The sequence below is a fragment of the Microbacterium sp. A8/3-1 genome, from assembly GCF_040267695.1.
GTDB lineage: Bacteria > Actinomycetota > Actinomycetes > Actinomycetales > Microbacteriaceae > Microbacterium > Microbacterium luteolum.
Window position 1 is genome coordinate 3,200,542 of record NZ_CP158357.1, and the last position, 19,117, is coordinate 3,219,658.

Sequence of the window (19,117 nt, forward strand, 5' to 3'; positions counted from 1 at the left end):
CGCGGATGACCCGATACATCATCTCCCGCGTCTTCTCCTCGCTCTTCGTCCTGCTCGTCCTGTCGGTCCTGGTCTTCTCGATGGTCCGGATCATCCCGGGCGATCCGCTGGCCGCCTTCGCGGACCCGGCGAACCCCGATCCCGCGAAGCTCGACGCGCTGCGGACGCAGCTCGGGCTGGACCAGCCGTGGATCACGCAGTACTTCGTCTGGCTGCTCGGCGTCGTCCAGGGCGACTTCGGCCGCGCGATCACGATCCCCGGCGAGGTGTCCGGCCTGATCGCCACCAGGCTTCCGCTGAGCCTCACGCTCGCGGTGATGGCGACGGTGATCGGCACTGCGCTCGGCATTCCCGCCGGAGTCCTCGCCGCGACGCGGTGGCGCCGACTGCCCGACACGGTCGTGCGAGGACTCTCGTTCGTGCTCCTCGCCACACCGCCGTTCGTGCTCGGAACCGTGCTGATCCTCGTCAACTCGCTCACCCTGCGACTCCCGCTCGTCGGCTACGCCGGTGCCGCGAACGATCCGCTCCGGGCCTTCGGGGTGCTGCTGCTGCCCGCGCTCCTGATCGGCATCGTGCTGGCGGCGATCATCGCCCGGTACACCCGCGGCACGCTGCTCGACACGCTCGGACAGGACTTCGTGCGCACGGCCAGGGCCAAGGGCGCCTCACCCGGCCGCCTCGTCACCCGGCACGCGCTGCGCAACGCCCTCATCCCGGTCACCACGGTCATCGGCATCGAGCTCGCCGCGCTCGTCGGCGGCACCGTGGTAATCGAGGCCGTGTTCTCGCTGCCCGGCATGGGATCGCTGCTGCTGACCGGCATCCGCTCGTCCGACTACCCGATCATCCAGGCGACGGTCCTTCTCATCGGCGTCGTCTACGTCGTGATCAATTTCGCCGTCGATCTGCTTTACCCGCTGATCGACCCCAGAGTGAGGGTGCACGCGCGATGACCGTCACACGAGAGCTCGCCCTCGCGAAGGTCGCGGGCAAGCGTCCGGCTCGCCGCCGCTTCGGCCCCGCTTTCTGGGGCGGCGCCGGCATCCTCGGCGTCATCCTGATCCTCGCCGGCTGGATGAGCTTCTGGCCGATGCATGATCCGTTCGCCGCCTCCGGCACGCCTCTCGGCGGGCCGTCGGCCGAGCACTTCCTCGGCACCGACAACCTCGGTCGGGACACCTTCACCCGCCTCGCGCTCGCCGCACGGACCAGCCTCGTCATCTCGGGCGCTGCGGCTCTGCTCGGCGCCGTGATCGGCACGTTCTTCGGCTTGATCGCCGGCTACGTCGGCGGGTGGGTCGACGCGGTCATCATGCGCGTGGTCGACGCCATCCTCGCCCTCCCCGCCATCCTCGTCGCGCTCGTCGTCGGCGTCGTGATCGGCAACGGCCCCTGGCCGCTGATCCTCGCGCTCGGACTCGTCTTCGCGCCCGGCTTCGCCCGGGTCATGCGGGCCCCGGTCATCGCTCTGCGGGAGCGGGACTTCGTGCTGGCGGCCACGCTCAGCGGCGTACGTCCCCACCGGGTGATCGCCGAGCACCTGCTGCCCAATGTGCTCACCCCGCTGTTCGTGCAGTTCGCCTCCGTCGCCTCGCAGGTCGTCCTGATCGAGGCCGCCCTCAGCTACCTGGGTCAGGGCGTGCAGGCGCCGGAGCCGTCGGCCGGCCGCATGATCAGCGAGTTCACTCGCTTCATGCAGCTACAGCCGCTGCTCATCATCCTCCCGTCGCTGGTGATCCTCCTGCTCTCGGCCGGCTGGAACCTCCTCGCCGACGGCATGCAGGACTACCTCGCGCCCCGTCGCGAACCGGCCTTCTCGCTCGGTGGACGCTCGAAGCGACGCTTGCCGCGGCGTGCGAAGACCGCCGCATCCGACAGCTCCACCGCATCCGCGCACGACACCCGAACCGAGCAGTCCCGAACACAGCAGTCCCGAACCGAGAAGAGGCCCTCATGAACAGACGATCCTGGGCAGGGACGGCGGCAGCACTCGCCGTCGTCACCCTGACGATCTCCGGATGCTCCGCCGGTGGCGGTGGCGGTGGCGGCGGCGCCGAAGAGCCCGCGGGCGACCCGGTCGCCGGTGGCACCCTCACCTGGGGTGTCCCCGCAGAGCCCTCTGCCGGTGGCATCGACCCGATGGTCGCCTCGGCCATCGCCGCCGAGGTCATCTACTCGATGGCCTACGACACGCTCCTCACCCGCGACGACGACAACAAGATCGAGCCCGCCCTCGCCACCGAGTACGAGCAGGTCGACGAGCTCACCTGGGTGTTCCAGCTGCGCGACGACGTGACCTTCTCGGACGGCACGCCGTTCGACGCCGGAGACGTGGTCTACTCCTTCGAGACGCGCAAGGACGGCGGCACGAACGCCACCTACCTCAGCCTCATGGAAAGCGTGGAGGCCACCGGCGACCACGAGGTAACGTTCCACTTCAGCGAGCCCGACGGCACATTCCTCGACGCGGTCTCCGCCCGCCAGACGTTCCTCATCGTGAGCGAAGAGGGCTACGGCAACGCGACCGAGGAGGAGCGCCAGACCACCAGCTTCGGCACCGGCGCCTTCCAGGTGACCGAGTGGAACCAGGGCGTTTCCGTCACCATGGAGAAGAACGAGGACTACTGGGGCGAGGAACCCTACCTCGACGAGATCGTCTTCGAACTCTACCCCGACGAGAACACGCTCCTCGCCGCCGTGCAGCAGGGGAGCGTGCAGGCCGCATCGTTCATCGACGGCAGCCTCGCCCAGCAGGCCGAGCAGTCGGGCTTCACCCTCGGCGATGCCGCGTTCCGCCAGAACCTCGCCATCTACGTGAACCCCGAGGCAGGACCGCTGTCCGACGTGAACGTGCGCCGCGCCTTCTCGCTCGCGCTGGACCGCCAGGCTCTCGTCGACACGGCGATGCTGGGCAACGCGGGTGTCTCGTTCGTGCCCCCGGCCGGCGACCCCGGCGCTACCGACGCGACGAAGCTGCCTTACCACCAGCGCGATGTGGATGAGGCGAAGCGCCTGCTCGAGGAAGCCGGCCAGCCGAACCCCGAGATCACGCTGAGCTACATGGGCGACGTCGCCCAGGCCCACCACCCGGTCTACGAGATGATGCAGCAGCAGCTGGCCGAGGCGGGGATCACGCTGAACCTGAAGTCGACGCCGCTCGCCGAGATCGCGCCGATCTTCACCACGGGCGAGTCCTGGACCGACCTGGTCGCCATCCCCGGCAGTCCGCGCGCCTCGGCCGCGTTCTACCTGGAGCCGGTCCTGCTCGAGGGCGGCGTGTACAACCACTGGGACGGAAACCCCGACGCCGACAAGGCGCGCGAACTGTTGAAGGCCGCGAAGTCCGCCGCATCCCCCGAGGAGTACACCGACCTCGTGGCGCAGCTGGCGAACGAAGCCGCCGAGCAGGCGCTCGAGTTCGTGCCGGCGGCAGTGCCGGTGTACTTCGAGGTCTGGGACGGTAGCAAGCTGCACGATTACGAGAACGACGCGTTCTACTCGCGCTCGGCTCTCGATCGGGCCTGGCTGTCGCAGTGACACCCCGCCCGGGCGTCGGCGTGAACATGAGCGCCGACGCCCGGGCATCCACCTGTTCCTCCGCACCAGAGAGAAAGCCGGGCCGCGCATGACCGACGACGTCGACGCCCTCCGCGTCGAAGACCTCAGCATCTCCTACGGCACCGCCCCGCCGTCGGTCTCCGGCGTCTCGCTGCGCGTGCGCAAGGGCGAGATCGTCGGAGTGATCGGCGAGTCCGGCAGCGGGAAGTCCAGCATCGCGCTGGCGATGATGGGGCTGCTGCCCGACTCGGCTCGCGTGACGGCCGGCCGCATGACGGTCGCCGGTGCGGAGATGCAGGACGCGACGGAGCGCGACTGGGAACAGGTGCGCGGCGTGAAGGCGTCGATGGTCTTCCAGGAGCCGATGGCTGCCCTCAACCCGTGCATGCGCATCGGCGCCCAGATCGCCGAGGTACTGCAGATCCACGGCAAGACCGACAAGAGGCGGGCGCGGGCGCGCGCTCTCGAGATCCTGCAGCTGGTGCAGATGCCGGATGCCGAGAAGCGGCTCAGCTACTATCCGCACCAGCTCTCCGGCGGTCAGCGTCAGCGCGTCGTCATCGCGATCGCCGTGGCCGCTGGCCCCGACCTGCTCGTGGCGGATGAACCGACCACCGCGCTCGACGTCACGGTGCAGGCGCAGATCCTCGAACTGATCAAGAGCCTCCGCGACGAGACCGGGATGGGCGTGCTGTTCATCAGCCACGACCTCGGAGTGATCGGTCAACTCTGCGAACGGGTCGCGGTGATGTACCGCGGCCGGGTCGTCGAATCGGGCTCGGCGCGACGCGTGCTCGAGGATCCTCGGCATCCGTACACGCGCGCGCTGCTGGAGAGTATCCCGCGGCCGTCGGTGCCGGTGCGCTCGCCGCTCGCGGTGATCCCGGCGCTCAACGACTTCACCGAGGCGCCCGCCGAACTGGAGGAGGCCTCATGAGTGACGACGTGCTCCGGGTGAAGAACATCACCCAGCGCTTCGGACACGGCGACAACGCCATGGTGGCGCTCGACGACGTGAGCCTGGCCGTTCCTCGCGGCGAGACGCTGGGCCTGGTCGGCGAGTCCGGGTCGGGCAAGAGCACCCTCGCCCGCGCGATCCTGCTGATGCGCAAGCCGACCGCCGGGACCATCGAGTTCGACGGCGAGGACGTCACCGGACTGCGCGGCCGCGCCCTGCGTACTCATCGCCGCCGCATCCAGATGGTGTTCCAGGACCCGAACGACTCGCTCGATCCGCGCTTCACGGTCGCCCGATCGATCTCCGAGCCGCTCGTGGCCGCCGGCATCGGGTCGAAGGAGCGCCGCCGCCGCCTGGCTGATGCGCTCGATCGCGTCGGACTGCCGATGGACTCGGCCGAGCGCTACCCGCACGAGTTCTCCGGAGGACAGCGTCAGCGCATCGCGATCGCTCGGGCCATGGCCGCGGAGCCCGAGTTCGTCGTGCTCGACGAGCCGACGTCGGCGCTCGACGTCTCGGTGCAGGCGCAGGTGCTGAACCTACTCGTGCAGCTGCAGAAGGACACCGGTGTCACGTACCTCTTCATCACGCACAACCTCGCCGTCGTGCACCACCTCGCGCACCGGGTCGCGGTCATGCACCAGGGCAAGGTCGTCGAGGAAGGCACCGGCGAGCAGGTCATGAACGCGCCCGAGCATCCGTACACCCAGCGTCTGCTGGAATCGATGCCGGTGCTGTACCGCACCTGACCATGAGGATTCAGCGGGCGGGCGACAACGCCCACGACTGGGAGCTGTACGACGGCGCGGGCCGCATCGGCATCGAGTGGTACTTCAAGGAGACTTCCGCGCTGCCGATCTCGGTGATGCGGTATCACTTGGAGCCCGGCGCGGAGGAAGGGCAGCACCACCACCTGGCAGGCGACCAGGACAGCTGCTCCACGAACAGCTCCGATGAGATGTACATCGTCACGCAGGGCGAGGTCGTGATCACCGCGGGCGAGGATCGACAGGTGCTGCGCGCAGGCGATGCGTTCTACGCCCCGGAGGGTATGCAGCATGGCGTGCGGAACGAGTCGGATGCCGCAGCCGAGCTCATGCTCGTGTTCGGCCCGCGCGGGCAGCATCCGTTCCCCCAGACCGGGGTGGAGGCGTTCGACGCGGAGGCGGACCGGTAGGTCGCCGGGTGTTTCGGTGCCACGGCCGCGCGCTGCGCAGGAGATCTCACGCAATGCAGGAGCGGATGCCGCTGGGCTCCTGCATTCGCGCCGTTCTCCTTCATTGCGCGTGCGGGCGCGCGTGCGGCGGACACGGATGCTGCGCCAGACGCACCCTCCGACGCAGAACCCGCCCTCAGCCCTTCCCGCCCTGCAGCCTCTCGCGCAGTTCGTCGAGGCGCACGGCGATGCCGAGCCGGAACATCCGCTCGTCGTCGCGCCAGTCCGCGCCGAGCACGTGGTCGAGGCGGTCGAGCCGCTGCAGGATCGTGTTGGTGTGGAAGTTGAGGGCCCTGGCGGTGCGGGTGGGGCTCGCGTTGTTGCGCACGAAGGCGCGGAGGGTGCCGATCAGGTCGGCGTTGCGCTCCGCGTCGTACTGCCGCACGGCGCCGATCGTGTCGCGCAGGAACGACGACAGGCCGTGGGCGTCGGTGTCGAGCACGGCCGAGTAGGGGAGGAAGTCCTCGACGTGCGCGGTGAGGTCGATGAGCTCGAGCGCGGCGAGCAGACGAGCCGTGCGCCGGGCGGCGAGGAACGCCGCGGGCAGGGGGCCTTTCGCCGGCGGGGGCACGACGACCGCGACGGATCCCTGGATGGCGGATGCGACCTGCGTGCGCAGCCGATCGGGCTGGACCTCACCGCGTCCCCCCGAATAGGCGGCGACGACGAAGCCGCGGTACTCGCCGACTAGGACGCGGTCGTCGAGCTGTCGCATGACCGCGCGGGCCGCCGGCGTCTGCTGATCGCCCGCGACGGCCAGTACCAGGAGCGAGTCGAGCGCGGCGAGGTCGACGCCGAGCCGGCGGGCGCGCCGTTCCACGTCGGCCCGCCGCTCCGGCACGTCGTCGAGGATGTCGGCGATCAGCTCGCTGCGCACGCGGTGGTCGGCACCGGATGCCGCTTCCTGCTGCAGTTCGAGCAAGGCGCCGACCTGGGCCGCCCGCTCGATCGTGCGGAGGTCGACCGCGCCGAGCTCGAAGTCGCCGTCGCCGAGCAGCAGCGCACCGAAGTGGCGGCTGCCCGCGGTGAGGGCCGATACTGCCCGGACCCCGCTCCCGGCGACCGGTACGCAGTGACCGTGACGGCGGCTTTCGGCGAGGGCGTCGCGCACCGGTTCGTCGAGTGACAGCATCCCGGGGGAGAGCGGCAGTCCTGCTGCGGCGATCACGTTCTCCTGTGCGTCGATGATCGCGACCGCGCGGCCGAGGGCCGAAGCGAGCGTCTCGGCGACGGGACCGAAACCGCCGCCGGCGAGCACGGCCTGTACGAGCTCCTGATGCACGGTGTTCGCCCGATCGCGCTCGACCAGGTGCGCGGTCAGGCTCTCGAGGGTGCGACGGCTGGCGTCTTCGGAGAGCTGCAGATCCCGCAGGGTCTGCGTCGTCTGCAGGATGACGGAGGCATGGTCGGCGACAGCCGACAGCAGCGCGACCTCGTCGGGAGAGAAGCTCTTCTTTTCGCGGTTCGCCACGAAGAGCACGCCGAGCACGTCGTCGCTGGTCAGCATCGGCACGCCCAGCAGCGAGACCAGGCCCTCCGCCGAGACGGCGTCGTCGATACCGGCGTCGTGCCGGTCGGCGGCGTAGGCGGTGTAGTCGGCGACCCAGTGCGCGGTGCGCGACTCGACGACGACGCTCGCGAGACCGCGACCCGGCGGCACGCGAAGCGTCTGGAACGACGCGCTCACCGAACCGCTCGTCTCGCGCACCCGCAGCTCACGGCTGTCGGTGTCGAACTCGGAGAGGTAGGCCAGGTCGACGCCCATCATCTCCCTGGCGCGCTGCACCAGACGCGCGAGCACGGCGTCGCTGTCGCGCAGCTCGGCCAGCTCCCTGGCGCTGGAGAACAGCGCCGTCAGCTCGTGCTCGCGGCGTCGCAGGCGGGACAGCTCGCGCTGCGCGCGGCCGACCCGCTCCGCCAACGCGGTGGCGGCATCGTCGGTCGCGCCCAGACGCTGAAGCGCGTCGCTGACCGCGGTTGGTCCGACCAGCTCGGGGTCGTACGCCGCGTCGAGCAGCGCGGCGATCGCTTCGGTGTCCTCGGGCATCACTTCACTGTACGGCGCGATGTGTGCGGCCCGCGTCAGCGGGCGGCGACGGCATCCGCTCTGGCGATCGTGCGCAGCAACGCGGCCACGAGGTCGGGCCACAGCTCGTGCGGGATGAGGTGCCCCATTTCGGCGTGCACCTGCAGCTCGGCCCCGGGGATCGCCTCGGCGATGTCGACAGCGGATGCCCAGTGCAGCACGTCATCCTCCCGGCCGTGGAAGACGAGGGTCGGCACGGTCACGGCCTTCAGCGAGTCCAGCCGTTCCGGCGCCCGGAGGAGCGCCGCCCACTGCCGCGAGAAGCCCTCGGGGAAGTACCCGCGGTCGTACGCCTCGCCGGCGGCGGCCCGGTGCCACTCGACCTGCGGATCGAAGGAGCCGAGCCGCGTCGACTCGGCGTAGAGCCCGGCGAACTCCACCGCCTGCTCCCGGGTGACCCGCACCGGCGGCGCGCTCACGTCGGGGCGTTCGTGCAGCACGTACCGCGGCGACTGCCCGGGGATGGTCGAGAGCAGTCCGAGGCTCAATACCCGATCCGGATGCTCGATCGCGAGCATCTGCGCCATCATGCCGCCCATCGAATGCCCGGCGACATGGGCCGCGGCGACGCCGAGATCGTCGAGCACGCGCAGCACGTCCTCCGCCAGGTCGGAGAGGTCGTACCCGCCGTCGAGGTCGTCCTCGCCGCCGAGGCGCGCGGACAGCCCGGTGTCGCGGTTGTCGAAGCGCACCACGCGCAGGCCCCCCGCGGTCAGCATCCCGATGAAGTGCTCGTCCCAGGAGAGCAGCTGGGCGCCGCCGCCGGAGACGAGCACCAGCACGGGGGCATCGTCGTCACCGAACACCTCGTAATAGAGGCGCAGGTCGGCGGATTCGGTGTAGGGCATCGGATCTCCTCACGCGCAGCGGACGCGAGCGACCGCGGTCCGGGATGTGGTGCGAGTCTAGGTCGGCGACCGGCGCAGGCGGATGTGTCATCCGCATACAGCGAGACGCATGCGGTGAGCTTTCCACCCATCGTCGCTCGCCTGTCGCCGCTCCTAGTGTCGAGGTGACCACAGCGCCGACGATCCGGACGCTGTCACGAAAGAAGGTGGCGATGTCGACCAACAGCCGAATCTCCGGTCTGCGCGACCACACGCCCGACGAGCGTCTCGCTCTCGTCGCGCGGAGTGCGGAGTTGGAGCCCACCGTGCTCGACGCGCTCCGGCCCGACCGCGGGCTCGGCCTCGCGCAGGCCGATCACATGATCGAGAACGTCGTCGGGATGATCGGCATCCCCGTCGGCGTCGCCACGAACTTCACGATCGACGGCCAGGATCGCCTGATCCCGATGGCCACCGAGGAGCCCAGCGTCGTCGCGGCCGCCTCGAACGCGGCGCGCATGGCGCGGGCGCACGGCGGCTTCACCACCTCCTACACCGGAGATGTGATGATCGCGCAGATCCAAGTGCTCGACGCGGTCGACCCGCACGGCACGCGGTTCGCGCTGCTCGAGGCGAAGGACGAGCTGCTCGCTCTCGCGAACGAGCAGGACCCGGTGCTCGTGTCCTTCGGCGGCGGCGCCTTCGACATCTCGGTCCGCGTGCTCCCCACCCGCGCCGGGGTGCAGGTCATCCTGCACCTGCACGTCGACGTGAAGGACGCGATGGGCGCGAATGCGGTGAACACGATGGCCGAGGCGATCGCCCCCCGCATCGCCGAGGTCGCCGGCACCCGCACGCTGCTGCGCATCCTCACCAACAAGGCCGAGCTACGCGTCACCCGGGCCCGCGCCGTGTTCGACGCCGAACTGCTCGGTGGGCCGCAGGTCGTCGACGACATCGTCGCCGCGAGCGCGTTCGCCGAGGCCGACCCGTACCGCGCGGCCACCCACAACAAGGGCATCATGAACGGCATCACCGCGGTGGTGCTCGCGACCGGCAACGACACCCGCGCCGTCGAGTCGGGCTGCCACTCGCACGCCGCCCGCAGCGGGCAGTACGCGGCGCTGTCGCAGTTCGAGAAGGATGCCGACGGCAACCTCGTCGGCACTCTCGAGGTTCCGCTCGCGGTCGGTCTCGTCGGCGGCGCGACCCGCGCCCACCCCACGGCCCAGGCTTCCGTCAAGCTCCTCGGCGTGCAGACGGCGCGCGAGCTCGCTGCCGTGATCGCCGCGGTCGGACTCGCGCAGAACCTCGCCGCGTGCCGTGCGCTCGCCGCCGAAGGCATCCAGCGCGGCCACATGACCCTGCACGCCCGCACGATCGCCGCGAGTGCCGGCGCCGAGGTCGACGAGATCGGCGCGGTCGCCGCGCGCATCGTCGCCGACCGCCGCATCCGCGTCGAATACGCGAAGGAAGTGCTCGCCGAGCTGCGCGGCGGCGGAGCGGGCGCATGACCGTTCCCGCCCCGACCGTGATCCGCCAGGACGGCCTCCCGGCCAGAGTGACCGTGTTCGAGGTGGGGCCGCGTGACGGCCTGCAGGCAGAGACCGACATCATCCCCGCCGACATCAAGACGCAGCTGTGCCGCCGGCTCTACGCCGCGGGCAGCCGCGACCTCGAGGTCACCAGCTTCGTGCCGCCGACCTGGATCCCCCAGCTCGCCGACGCCGAGGAGGTGGTCGCCGGTCTCGAGGTGCCGGAGGGCGCCCGCGCCGTGGGCCTCGTCCCGAACCTCCGCGGCCTGCAGCGCGCGATCGATGCCGGCATCCGCGAGGTGTCGGTCGTCGTCAGCGCCACCGAGTCGTTCGCGCAGGCGAACCTCAACACCACGCGGGCGGGCGCGATCGACCGGGCCGTCGAGGTCATCGCCGCCGCCACCGCGCAGGGCATCCCGGTGCGCGGCTACGTGTCGATGGTGTTCGGCGACCCGTGGGAGGGATCGGTCTCTCCGGATGCCGTCGTCGAGGCGGTCGCGGCCCTGCACCAGGCGGGCGCCCGCACGATCGCGCTCAGCGATACGATCGGCGTCGCGACCCCCGGGCACACGGTCGGGATGATCGAGGAGGCCCTGGCTGCAGGCATCCCCGTCTCGGCCATCGCCCTGCACCTGCACGACACGTACGGGCAGTCGCTCGCCAACGTGCACGCCGCGCTGCAGTACGGCGTCGCCGAGTTCGACGCCTCGATCGGCGGCCTCGGCCGATGCCCGTATGCGAAGGGCGCGACCGGTAACCTCGCCACGGAGGACCTCGTGTGGATGCTGCATGGGCTCGGCATCGAGACCGGACTCGATCTCGGCGCCCTGGCCGCGACCACGCTCTGGCTCTCGCGCATCCGCAACGTGCGCCCGGAGTCGAACGTCGCCCGGGCGTTCGCGGCCGCCGGAATCGATGCTCCCGAATCTCTCCAGGAGGTCACGCCCGCATGATCGACACCACGCTCCCCGCTCCCGGCGCGCTCGCCGGGGTCACCGTGATCGACCTGTCGCGCGTGCTCGCCGGTCCGTACGCCGCGCAGATGCTCGCCGACCTCGGGGCGACCGTGATCAAGGTCGAGAACCCTCGCGACCCCGACGTGTCGCGCGGCTTCCCGCCGTATCTCACCGACGGCGAGGAGGAATTCAGTGCCTACTACGCCCAGTACAACCGCGGGAAGCTCGGCATGGGCCTCGACCTTGCCACGCCCGAGGGCAAGGAGGTGCTGAAGGACCTGGTCCGGAACGCCGACGTGCTGGTCGAGAACTTCCGCCCCGGCACGATGGAGAAGCTCGGCGTCGGCTACGAGGTGCTGCGCGAGGTCAACCCTCGGCTCGTGTACACCGCCATCTCCGGCTACGGCCGCACCGGCTCGCGCAGCAAGCGCCCCGCTTTCGACAACACAGCGCAGGCGGCCGGCGGCATCTGGTCGATGAACGGCTACGCCGAGCATCCGCCGGTGCGCGTGGGCGTCACGATCGGCGACCTCTCCGCCACCCTGTTCGCGGTCGTCGGCACGTTGGCCGCGCTCCGTCACGCGGAGGCGACCGGCGAGGGGCAGGTGGTCGACGTCGCGCAGGTCGACAGCATCGTCGCGCTCACCGAGACCGCCGTCGTCGACTACACCGTCAACGGCACGGTGGCCTCGCCGCAGGGCAACGCGCACGCGTGGGTGCGGCCCTACGAGCTGTTCGACTGCGCCGACGGGCAGGTCTTCTTCGGCGCGTATACCGACAAGCTCTGGAACGCGAGCTGCGACCTGTTCGGCACGCCCGAGCACAAGGGCGACCCAGAGATCGACACGATGCGCAAGCGGTTCGCGGCCGACGTGTACGAGCGCCGGGTCAAGCCGATCGTCGCCGGCTGGCTCGCCTCGCGCACCAAGAAGGAGCTCGAAGAGCTCGCCGGCGATGTCGTGCCGCTCACCGCGGTGAAGACGATCGGCGAGGTCGTCGAGGATCCGGGCACAGCCGAGCGCGACATGATCGTCGAGGCCGACTACGGCGACCTGGGCGTGCTGCGCATGTTCGGCCAGCCCATCAAGCTCTCGGCGACGCCCGCGACCCCGGCGCGCACGGCCAACCGCTTCGCGGAGCACGCGGACCAGGTGCTCGCCGAGTTCGCGGGCTACGACGCCGCGCGCATCGCCGAGCTGCGTGCCGCGGGGGCACTGCCGTGAGCGCTTCCGACCGCGCCTCCACGAGCGAGGTGCGCACCGAGCGGATCACAGCGACCACCGTCGAGGCGTATCGTGGCACATTCGCGGCGGCCGATGCCGCGCTCGCCGACGTCGATGTGCTGCCGGCCGCCTGGGAGGGCGTGTTCTTCCCGTTCGATGCCGCGCTCGCCGACCTGCGCCCTGACGGCACGCCCGCCCGTGACGGCATCATCCCCGAGATCGATCTGCCGCGGCGGATGTATGCCGGCGAGACGACCGAGTTCCTGCGCCCGATCCGCGTGGGCGACGACGTCACCCGTAGGGCGTCGCTCGGCAGCGTCGTGGCGAAGAACGGCTCGCGCGGACGCCTGGTGTTCGTCGATGTCGAGCGCGAGTACGCCGTCGACGGCGAGACGGCCGTGCGGACCGTCTGGCACGATGTGTTCCTCGATGCGGCGGATCCGGATGCTCCGGCGCGGGCGCCCCGCCCCGACCCGGCCGTCGTGGCCGAAGCCGACTGGCAGGAGGAGCTGACCCTCGACGCGCGGCAGCTGTTCCGGTTCTCGGCGCTCACTTTCAACACGCACCTCATCCACTACGACCGCGCCTGGGCCCGCGATGTCGAAGGGCTGCCCGACCTGCTCGTGCACGGCCCGCTCACCCGCATCCTGCTGATGGATGTCGCGCGGCGGAACACCCCGGGCCGCGTGCCCGTCCGCCTCGACGTGCGCGCGACCGCGCCGGTGCTCGTCGATCGTCTCTTGCGCATCGTCGGTCGCACGGCCGGCGACACGACCCGGGTGACCGCTGTCGACCCGGACGACGTGGTGCTGGCGACCGCTGACATCGACTGGGAGCCGCGCGCATGAGACACACCCCCGATTACGTGCTCGACGATGTCGAGGTGATCCGCGCGCTCGTGCGCGACAACCCGTGGGCGACGATCGTGACGCACGTGCCCGGTGAGGGTCTGGTCGCCTCGCACTACCCGATGCTGCTCGAGGAGGATGCCGACGGCATCGTGCTCGTGAGCCATGTCGGTCGCCCCGACGAGCGCTTGCACCGCCTCGGCGAGCACGAGGTCATGGTCATCATCTACGGGCCGCATGGCTATGTCTCGCCCGGCTGGTACGACGTGTCGCCGGCCGTGCCCACCTGGGACTTCGCGGTCGCGCATCTGCACGGCACGCCGGAGATCCTCTCCGACGAGGAGAACCTGCGGGTGCTGGACCGGCTGGTCGCGTGGTTCGAGAGCCCGTTGCCGGAGCCGTTCCTGATGTATCGCACGCTGGAGAACACCGCGTACGCGGAGCGGATCGTGCACGGCACGGTCGGGTTCCGCCTGCGCGTGGACCGGTTCGAGGCGAAGGACAAGATGAGCCAGGACAAGCCGGCCGACGTGATCGCGAAGATCGTCGCGGCACTCCGGCGACCCGGCCCCTACGAGAACCCGAAGCTCGCCGATCGCATCGCGAGCACCAATGGACAGGAGGTGACGGCGTGACCGCATTCGTGGGAGTGGCCGACATGGTGGAGTGGATCTCGCGCCGCGGCGCGGAGACGATCATGACCGAGATGGCAGACACGATCGAGGAGGACTTCCGTCGCTGGGAGTCGTTCGACAAGAGCGAGCGCGTCGCGAATCACACGCCCTTCGGCGTGATCGAGCTGATGCCGATCAGCGACCCCGACATCTACGCGTTCAAGTACGTCAACGGTCACCCGTTCAACCCCGGTCGCGGCTACCAGACCGTGACCGCGTTCGGCGTGCTCGCCGACGTGCACAACGGCTACCCGGTGTTCCTCGCCGAGATGACGCTGCTCACGGCGTTGCGCACCGCGGCGACGTCGGCCATGGTCGCGCGCCGGCTCGCGCGCCCGGACTCGAGCACGATGGCGATGATCGGCGCCGGCAGCCAGGCCGAGTTCCAGGCGCTGGCCTTCCGCGGCGTGCTCGGCATCTCGCGGCTGCGCATCTACGACGTCGACTCCGCGGCATCGGAGAAGTTCGTCCGCAACCTCGGTGCGCGCGGCTTCGACATCACGGTCTGCGGCTCTGCTTCGGAGGCGGCATCCGGTGCCGACATCGTCACGACCTGCACGGCGGACAAGGCGGTGGCTCAGGTGCTGACGGATGCCGACGTCGCGCCCGGCGTGCACATCAACACGATCGGCGGTGACTGCCCCGGCAAGACCGAGCTCGACCCGCGGATCCTCGATCGCGGGCCGGTGTTCGTCGAGTACACACCGCAGACCCGCGTCGAGGGCGAGATCCAGAACGTCGCGGCTGACTTCCCGGTGACGGAGTTCTGGCAGGTGCTCGCCGGCCTCGCGCCGGGACGCACCTCGGCCGAGCAGGTGACGATCTTCGACTCGGTCGGTTTCGCCATCGAGGACTTCTCAGCGCTGCGGCATCTGCGGGCAGACCTCGCGGGAAGCGGACTCGACACGGAGATCGACCTCGTCGCGGCGCCCGAGGACCCGAAGGACCTGTTCGGCTTCGCGCACTCGCCCGTTCCCGCACTCTGACGCGCCTTTCAGATCGGAGCATCATGACCGAGTCCGTGACCCTGACCGGAGTGCGGCCGTTCGACGGCGGCGAGCCCGTCGACCTCGTGCTGCGCGACGGGATCATCGCGTCGATCGCCCCGGCCGGCTCGGCTGCGCCGGAGGGTGAGGCCGTGGCCACCGACGGACGCTGGGTCGGCCCGGGGTTCTGGGATGCGCATGTGCACTTCACCCAGCATGTGATCCGTCGTCGCCGGCTCGACCTGACCGAGACGCGGAGCGCCGACGACGTGCTCGACGTCGTGCGCCGCGCACGGGCGGCGAGCGCGCCGCTCAGCGACGGGATGCTGATGGGCTACGGGTTCCGCGACGGACTCTGGCCGGTACCGGCCACGCTCGCCGCGCTCGACGCCGTCGTGTCCGATGTGCCGGTCGTGCTCGTGAGCGGCGACCTGCACTGCGGCTGGATGAACCGGGCCGCCGCATCCCGGTTCGGTCTCTCCCTCGATGAAACCGGCTTGCTGCGCGAAGGCCCGTGGATCCAGCTGCTGCACTCGTTCGACGAGGCATCCGCACTCCCGGCCGACGCCTTCCGTGAGGCGGCCGATGCGGCGGCGGCGCGAGGCGTGGTCGGCATCGTCGAATACGAGAACACCGACAACGTGACGGAGTGGGCGGAGCGGACAGCCGGAGGCTTGACGAGTCTGCGCGCCGACATCGCGGTGTGGCCGGATCGGCTGGAGTCTGTCATCGCCGCCGGCCGTCGCACCGGCGACGTCGTCGACGAGCACGGGCTCATCACCTTCGGGCGTCTCAAGGTCGTGGTCGACGGCTCGCTGAACACGCGCACGGCGTGGTGCTGGGATCCCTATCCGGGGATAGACCCGGGGCACCCGCACGCGTGCGGCATGGAGAGTGTGCCGATCCCGGAGCTGCGACGACTGCTGGAACGCGCGCGCGGCGCCGGGATCGAGGCCGCGGTCCATGCGATCGGCGACCGTGCCAACACCGAGGTGCTCGACACCTTCGAGGCGCTCGGCATGAAGGGCGTGATCGAGCACGCCCAGCTCGTGCGCGACGACGACTTCGCCCGCTTCGCCGCTCTGGGGTTGATCGCCAGCGTGCAGCCTGAGCACGCCATGGACGACCGCGACGTGGCCGACCGGCACTGGTCCGGCCGCACCGGGCGTGCCTTCGCGTTCGGGTCGCTGCATCGCTCCGGCGCGGCGCTGCGCCTCGGCTCGGATGCCCCCGTGGCTCCGCTGGATCCGTGGATCTCGCTGAGCGCCGCGACCGCACGCAGCCGCGGAGCGCGCGAGGCGTGGCATCCGGAGCAGCGTCTGCCGCTGGACGTCGCGCTCGCGGCATCCGCTCGCACGACGGTGGAGATCGGCCAGCCGGCCGATCTCGTGCTCACCGAACGCGACCCCTACTCGAGCGATCGCGACGAACTGCGCGCGATGCCGGTCGCCGCGACCCTTCTGGGCGGCCGATTCACCTGGCGAACGATCTGAGGACGACATGACCACGACAACCTTCACCAACGGCCGGGTGTTCACCGGCGAGTCCGAGACCGCGTTCGCCTCGGCGTTCCGTGTCACCGACGGGCTCGTCGAGTGGGTCGGCGACGCGGCCGACGTGTCGGATGCGGATGCCGTCGACCTCGGCGGCCGCACCGTGCTGCCCGGCCTCCTTGACAGCCACACGCATCCGGCGCTCCTCGCGGGCACCGCGCTCGCCGCCGAGTGCTTCCCGCCGGCCGTGCTCTCGCCCGACGACCTCGTGGCCGTGCTGCAGCGGCATGCGGCCGGAATCGCCGTGGACGCCTGGGTGCTCGGCCGCGGGTTCGACGATACGAAGTTCCCCGAGGGACGGATGCCGACCGCCGCCGACCTCGATCGGGTGAGCACCGACCGGCCGGTGCTGGTGTGGCGCTGTGATGCCCACTCCGCGGTCTGCAACACCAAGGCCCTCGAGATCGCCGGCATCACCGCCGACACCCCTGACCCTGACGGCGCCCGCTTCGGACGCGACGCCGACGGGAAGCCGAACGGGGTGCTGACCGAGCTCGCCGCCGTCGACGCGGTGGTCTCGTTCGTCGCCGCTCCCACCCGCGAGGAGCAGCTCGCGGCGATCGTGTCGATCGGCGAAGAGCTCGCCACCCGCGGTATCGTCGCGGTCTGCGACCTGTTCTCCACGCGGATCGATCAGCCGCTCGCGACGTTCCGCGCCGCGGTGGAGCGGGGGCTCCGCACGCAGGTGGCCCTGTATCCGGCATGGGACCCCGCCGCGCCGCTTGCCGACCTCGACGCCGGCGACCGCGAGGGCCAGATCCGGGTCGCGGGAGTCAAGGTCGTGCTCGACGGCGCCTACTCCAACCGCACGGCGTGGGTGCATCAGGCGTACCCGGACTCGTGCGACCACGGTCTGCGCCTGGTCGACGACGCCGATGTGCTCGCCGCGGGCGACTGGGCGCGGCGCAACGGGGTGCAGCTCGCCGTGCACGCGATGGGCGACCGCGCTCTCGACCGCGTCGTCGAGCTCTTCGAAGACGCGGAGCCCTGGCTCGACGGCATCCCCTCGGTGCGCATCGAGCACGCCACGATCGTGAGCGACGCGTACCTCGCTCGTCTGGCGTCGGCGCGGATGACCTTCGGCATCGCCACGCACACTGTGTTCTTCTTCGCCGAGTACGACGGCTACGAGAAGGCTCTGCGCGTCGAGCAGGTACCGGATGCGTACCCGATCGCCCGCCTGTACGCGGGCCTCGATCCGCTCGCGCTGTCGTCGGACCGGCCGGCCACGGCGTGGAGCGGTGCGGACGACGTGATGCTCTCGGTAGAGGCCGCCGTGCGCCGCCGCACCTACAACGGAATCGAGTTCGGTGCCGAGGCGGCGATCACGGTCGCGCAGGCACTGCTGCTTTACACGTCGCGCGCGGCGTCGCTGTCGCCGCTGACCGGTGTCGGCACGCTCGCTCCCGGGTACGACGGAAGCTTCGCTGTGCTCGAGCGCGACGTCTTCACCGTGCCCGACGACGAGATCGCCGCCGTGCGGGTGGCGGAGACCTGGATCCGTGGCGAGCAGGTGTTCGTCCGCGAGATCGAGCACGCATGACCGGAGACGGCGCGTTCCTGCCGCTCGCCGGCATCCGCGTGATCGACTTCACGCGGCTGCTGGCCGGGCCCTACGCGACGATGACGCTCGCAGAGCTGGGCGCCGACGTGATCAAGGTCGAGCAGCCTGGCATCGGCGACGAGACCCGGCACTGGGGGCCGCCTTTCGTGCACGGCGCGAGCGCGTACTTCCACGCGATCAACCGCGGCAAGCGCAGCATCGCGCTCGATCTGACGGATGCCGCGGACCGCGAGGTCGCGCACCGGCTCATCGGCTCGGCCGACGTGCTGGTCGAGAGCTTCCGGCCGGGCGTCGCCGAGCGCCTGGGAATCGGTCCGGCGGCGATGCGCGAACGGTTTCCGCGGCTCGTCTACGCGTCGATCAGCGGCTTCTCGCCGAACGGGCCGTTGGCTGCCGAACCCGGCACGGCGGTCACGGTCGAGGCAGAGTCGGGGCTCATGCGCGTCACGGGGTACGAGGGCGCCGACCCGGTGCGCTCCGGGGTGGCGATGGTCGACATCGCGACCGGCATGTCGATGATCAACGGCGTGCTCGCCGCGCTCCTCGAGCGCACACGCACGGGTGCGGGCCGGCGCCTGGAGTTCTCGCTCTTCGCCACAGCGCTGAGCTCGCTCGGCACGGTCATCGCGGCGACCTCGGCGGGCGGGCCGCCGTCGAAGCCGTGGGGCAGCTCGCATCCGTCGATCGTGCCGTACCGGGCGTTCGCGGCCGCCGATGGCAGCGTCGTGCTCGGCGCGACGAACGACGCGATGTTCGCACGGCTGGTCGGGGCGCTCGATCTCGGCGAAGCGCTCGGCGGTGCGAGGTGGGCCGGCAATCAGGCGCGCGTCGAGGGTCGCGACGAGCTCGAGGCGGCCCTCGCCGCGCGGGTGGGCGGGCTGACGCTCGACGAGGTGGTCACCCGCTTGAAGGCAGCCCGCGTGCTCGTGGCCCGGGTGCGCAGTCCCGAAGAGGCAGCGGCCGGCGAGCAGGCCGCGGCGCTGGGGCTCATCGAGCACGACGACGGCGTCTCGATCGCCCGGTCGGCTCTGGGAACGAACGGCACCGCGCACCTCCCGCGCGCGCCGCAGCTCGACGCCGACGGTGCTGCTCTGCGCGCCGAGGTCGGTGCATAACTCCTCCAGAACGGT

At 70.7% G+C, this 19,117-nt stretch carries 17 protein-coding genes; 15 read left to right on the plus strand and 2 right to left on the minus strand.

Annotation, left to right across the window (positions count from 1 at the left end):
- Positions 1–5: 5 nt before the first annotated feature.
- The 6 genes from ABS642_RS15695 (at position 6) to ABS642_RS15720 (ending at position 5,696) form a co-directional block, all read left to right on the plus strand.
- The gene (locus tag ABS642_RS15695) at positions 6–956 is read left to right on the plus strand and encodes an ABC transporter permease (RefSeq protein WP_350350823.1); all 951 of its coding nucleotides are present in this window, start codon (positions 6–8) and stop codon (positions 954–956) included.
- A complete protein-coding gene (locus ABS642_RS15700; RefSeq protein WP_350350824.1) occupies positions 953–1,960 on the plus strand; it encodes an ABC transporter permease in 1,008 nt (335 codons plus the stop codon). The genes ABS642_RS15695 and ABS642_RS15700 overlap by 4 nt, the downstream gene beginning before the upstream one ends.
- A complete protein-coding gene (locus tag ABS642_RS15705; RefSeq protein WP_350350825.1) occupies positions 1,957–3,540 on the plus strand; it encodes an ABC transporter substrate-binding protein in 1,584 nt (527 codons plus the stop codon). Before ABS642_RS15700 ends, ABS642_RS15705 begins: the two co-directional genes overlap by 4 nt.
- A gap of 88 nt (positions 3,541–3,628) precedes the next feature.
- Entirely contained in the window at positions 3,629–4,498 is an 870-nt protein-coding gene (locus tag ABS642_RS15710) for an ABC transporter ATP-binding protein (RefSeq protein WP_350350826.1), read from the plus strand.
- Complete coding sequence (locus tag ABS642_RS15715) at positions 4,495–5,268, plus strand: ATP-binding cassette domain-containing protein (RefSeq protein ID WP_350350827.1); 774 nt, start codon at positions 4,495–4,497, stop codon at positions 5,266–5,268. Before ABS642_RS15710 ends, ABS642_RS15715 begins: the two co-directional genes overlap by 4 nt.
- Before the next feature lie 2 nt (positions 5,269–5,270).
- Complete coding sequence (locus ABS642_RS15720) at positions 5,271–5,696, plus strand: cupin domain-containing protein (RefSeq protein ID WP_350350828.1); 426 nt, start codon at positions 5,271–5,273, stop codon at positions 5,694–5,696.
- A 175-nt stretch (positions 5,697–5,871) separates the two neighbouring features.
- On the opposite strand, the gene ABS642_RS15725 is transcribed toward ABS642_RS15720, so the two are convergent.
- Positions 5,872–7,782: a GAF domain-containing protein gene (locus ABS642_RS15725; RefSeq protein WP_350350829.1), complete on the minus strand. Its 1,911-nt coding sequence runs from the start codon at positions 7,780–7,782 to the stop codon at positions 5,872–5,874.
- Between the two features lie 35 nt (positions 7,783–7,817).
- A complete protein-coding gene (locus ABS642_RS15730) occupies positions 7,818–8,669 on the minus strand; it encodes an alpha/beta hydrolase (protein WP_350350830.1) in 852 nt (283 codons plus the stop codon).
- 212 nt (positions 8,670–8,881) lie between these two features.
- On the opposite strand from ABS642_RS15730, the gene ABS642_RS15735 reads away from it, so the two are divergent.
- From ABS642_RS15735 to ABS642_RS15775, 9 genes are read left to right on the plus strand one after another with little or no spacing between them, the layout of a single operon-like run.
- On the plus strand, positions 8,882–10,162 hold the full coding sequence (locus tag ABS642_RS15735; RefSeq protein ID WP_350350831.1) for a hydroxymethylglutaryl-CoA reductase, degradative: 1,281 nt from the start codon (positions 8,882–8,884) through the stop codon (positions 10,160–10,162).
- Positions 10,159–11,136, plus strand: a complete 978-nt coding sequence (locus ABS642_RS15740; protein ID WP_350350832.1) for a hydroxymethylglutaryl-CoA lyase — start codon at positions 10,159–10,161, stop codon at positions 11,134–11,136. The genes ABS642_RS15735 and ABS642_RS15740 overlap by 4 nt, the downstream gene beginning before the upstream one ends.
- Positions 11,133–12,362: a CoA transferase gene (locus ABS642_RS15745; protein WP_350350833.1), complete on the plus strand. Its 1,230-nt coding sequence runs from the start codon at positions 11,133–11,135 to the stop codon at positions 12,360–12,362. Before ABS642_RS15740 ends, ABS642_RS15745 begins: the two co-directional genes overlap by 4 nt.
- A complete protein-coding gene (locus ABS642_RS15750) occupies positions 12,359–13,210 on the plus strand; it encodes a MaoC family dehydratase N-terminal domain-containing protein (RefSeq protein ID WP_350350834.1) in 852 nt (283 codons plus the stop codon). Before ABS642_RS15745 ends, ABS642_RS15750 begins: the two co-directional genes overlap by 4 nt.
- Positions 13,207–13,845, plus strand: coding sequence for an FMN-binding negative transcriptional regulator (locus ABS642_RS15755; RefSeq protein ID WP_350350835.1), 639 nt, complete (start codon positions 13,207–13,209; stop codon positions 13,843–13,845). Before ABS642_RS15750 ends, ABS642_RS15755 begins: the two co-directional genes overlap by 4 nt.
- A gap of 23 nt (positions 13,846–13,868) precedes the next feature.
- The gene (locus ABS642_RS15760; protein WP_350353452.1) at positions 13,869–14,870 is read left to right on the plus strand and encodes an ornithine cyclodeaminase; all 1,002 of its coding nucleotides are present in this window, start codon (positions 13,869–13,871) and stop codon (positions 14,868–14,870) included.
- A 23-nt stretch (positions 14,871–14,893) separates the two neighbouring features.
- Complete coding sequence (locus ABS642_RS15765) at positions 14,894–16,363, plus strand: amidohydrolase family protein (protein ID WP_350350836.1); 1,470 nt, start codon at positions 14,894–14,896, stop codon at positions 16,361–16,363.
- Positions 16,364–16,370: 7 nt separating this feature from the next.
- Positions 16,371–17,966 carry an amidohydrolase family protein gene (locus tag ABS642_RS15770; protein WP_350350837.1) on the plus strand — a complete coding sequence of 532 codons (1,596 nt, stop codon included), beginning with the start codon at positions 16,371–16,373 and terminating at the stop codon, positions 17,964–17,966.
- Complete coding sequence (locus ABS642_RS15775; protein ID WP_350350838.1) at positions 17,963–19,102, plus strand: CoA transferase; 1,140 nt, start codon at positions 17,963–17,965, stop codon at positions 19,100–19,102. The genes ABS642_RS15770 and ABS642_RS15775 overlap by 4 nt, the downstream gene beginning before the upstream one ends.
- The last annotated feature ends 15 nt before the right edge of the window (positions 19,103–19,117 follow it).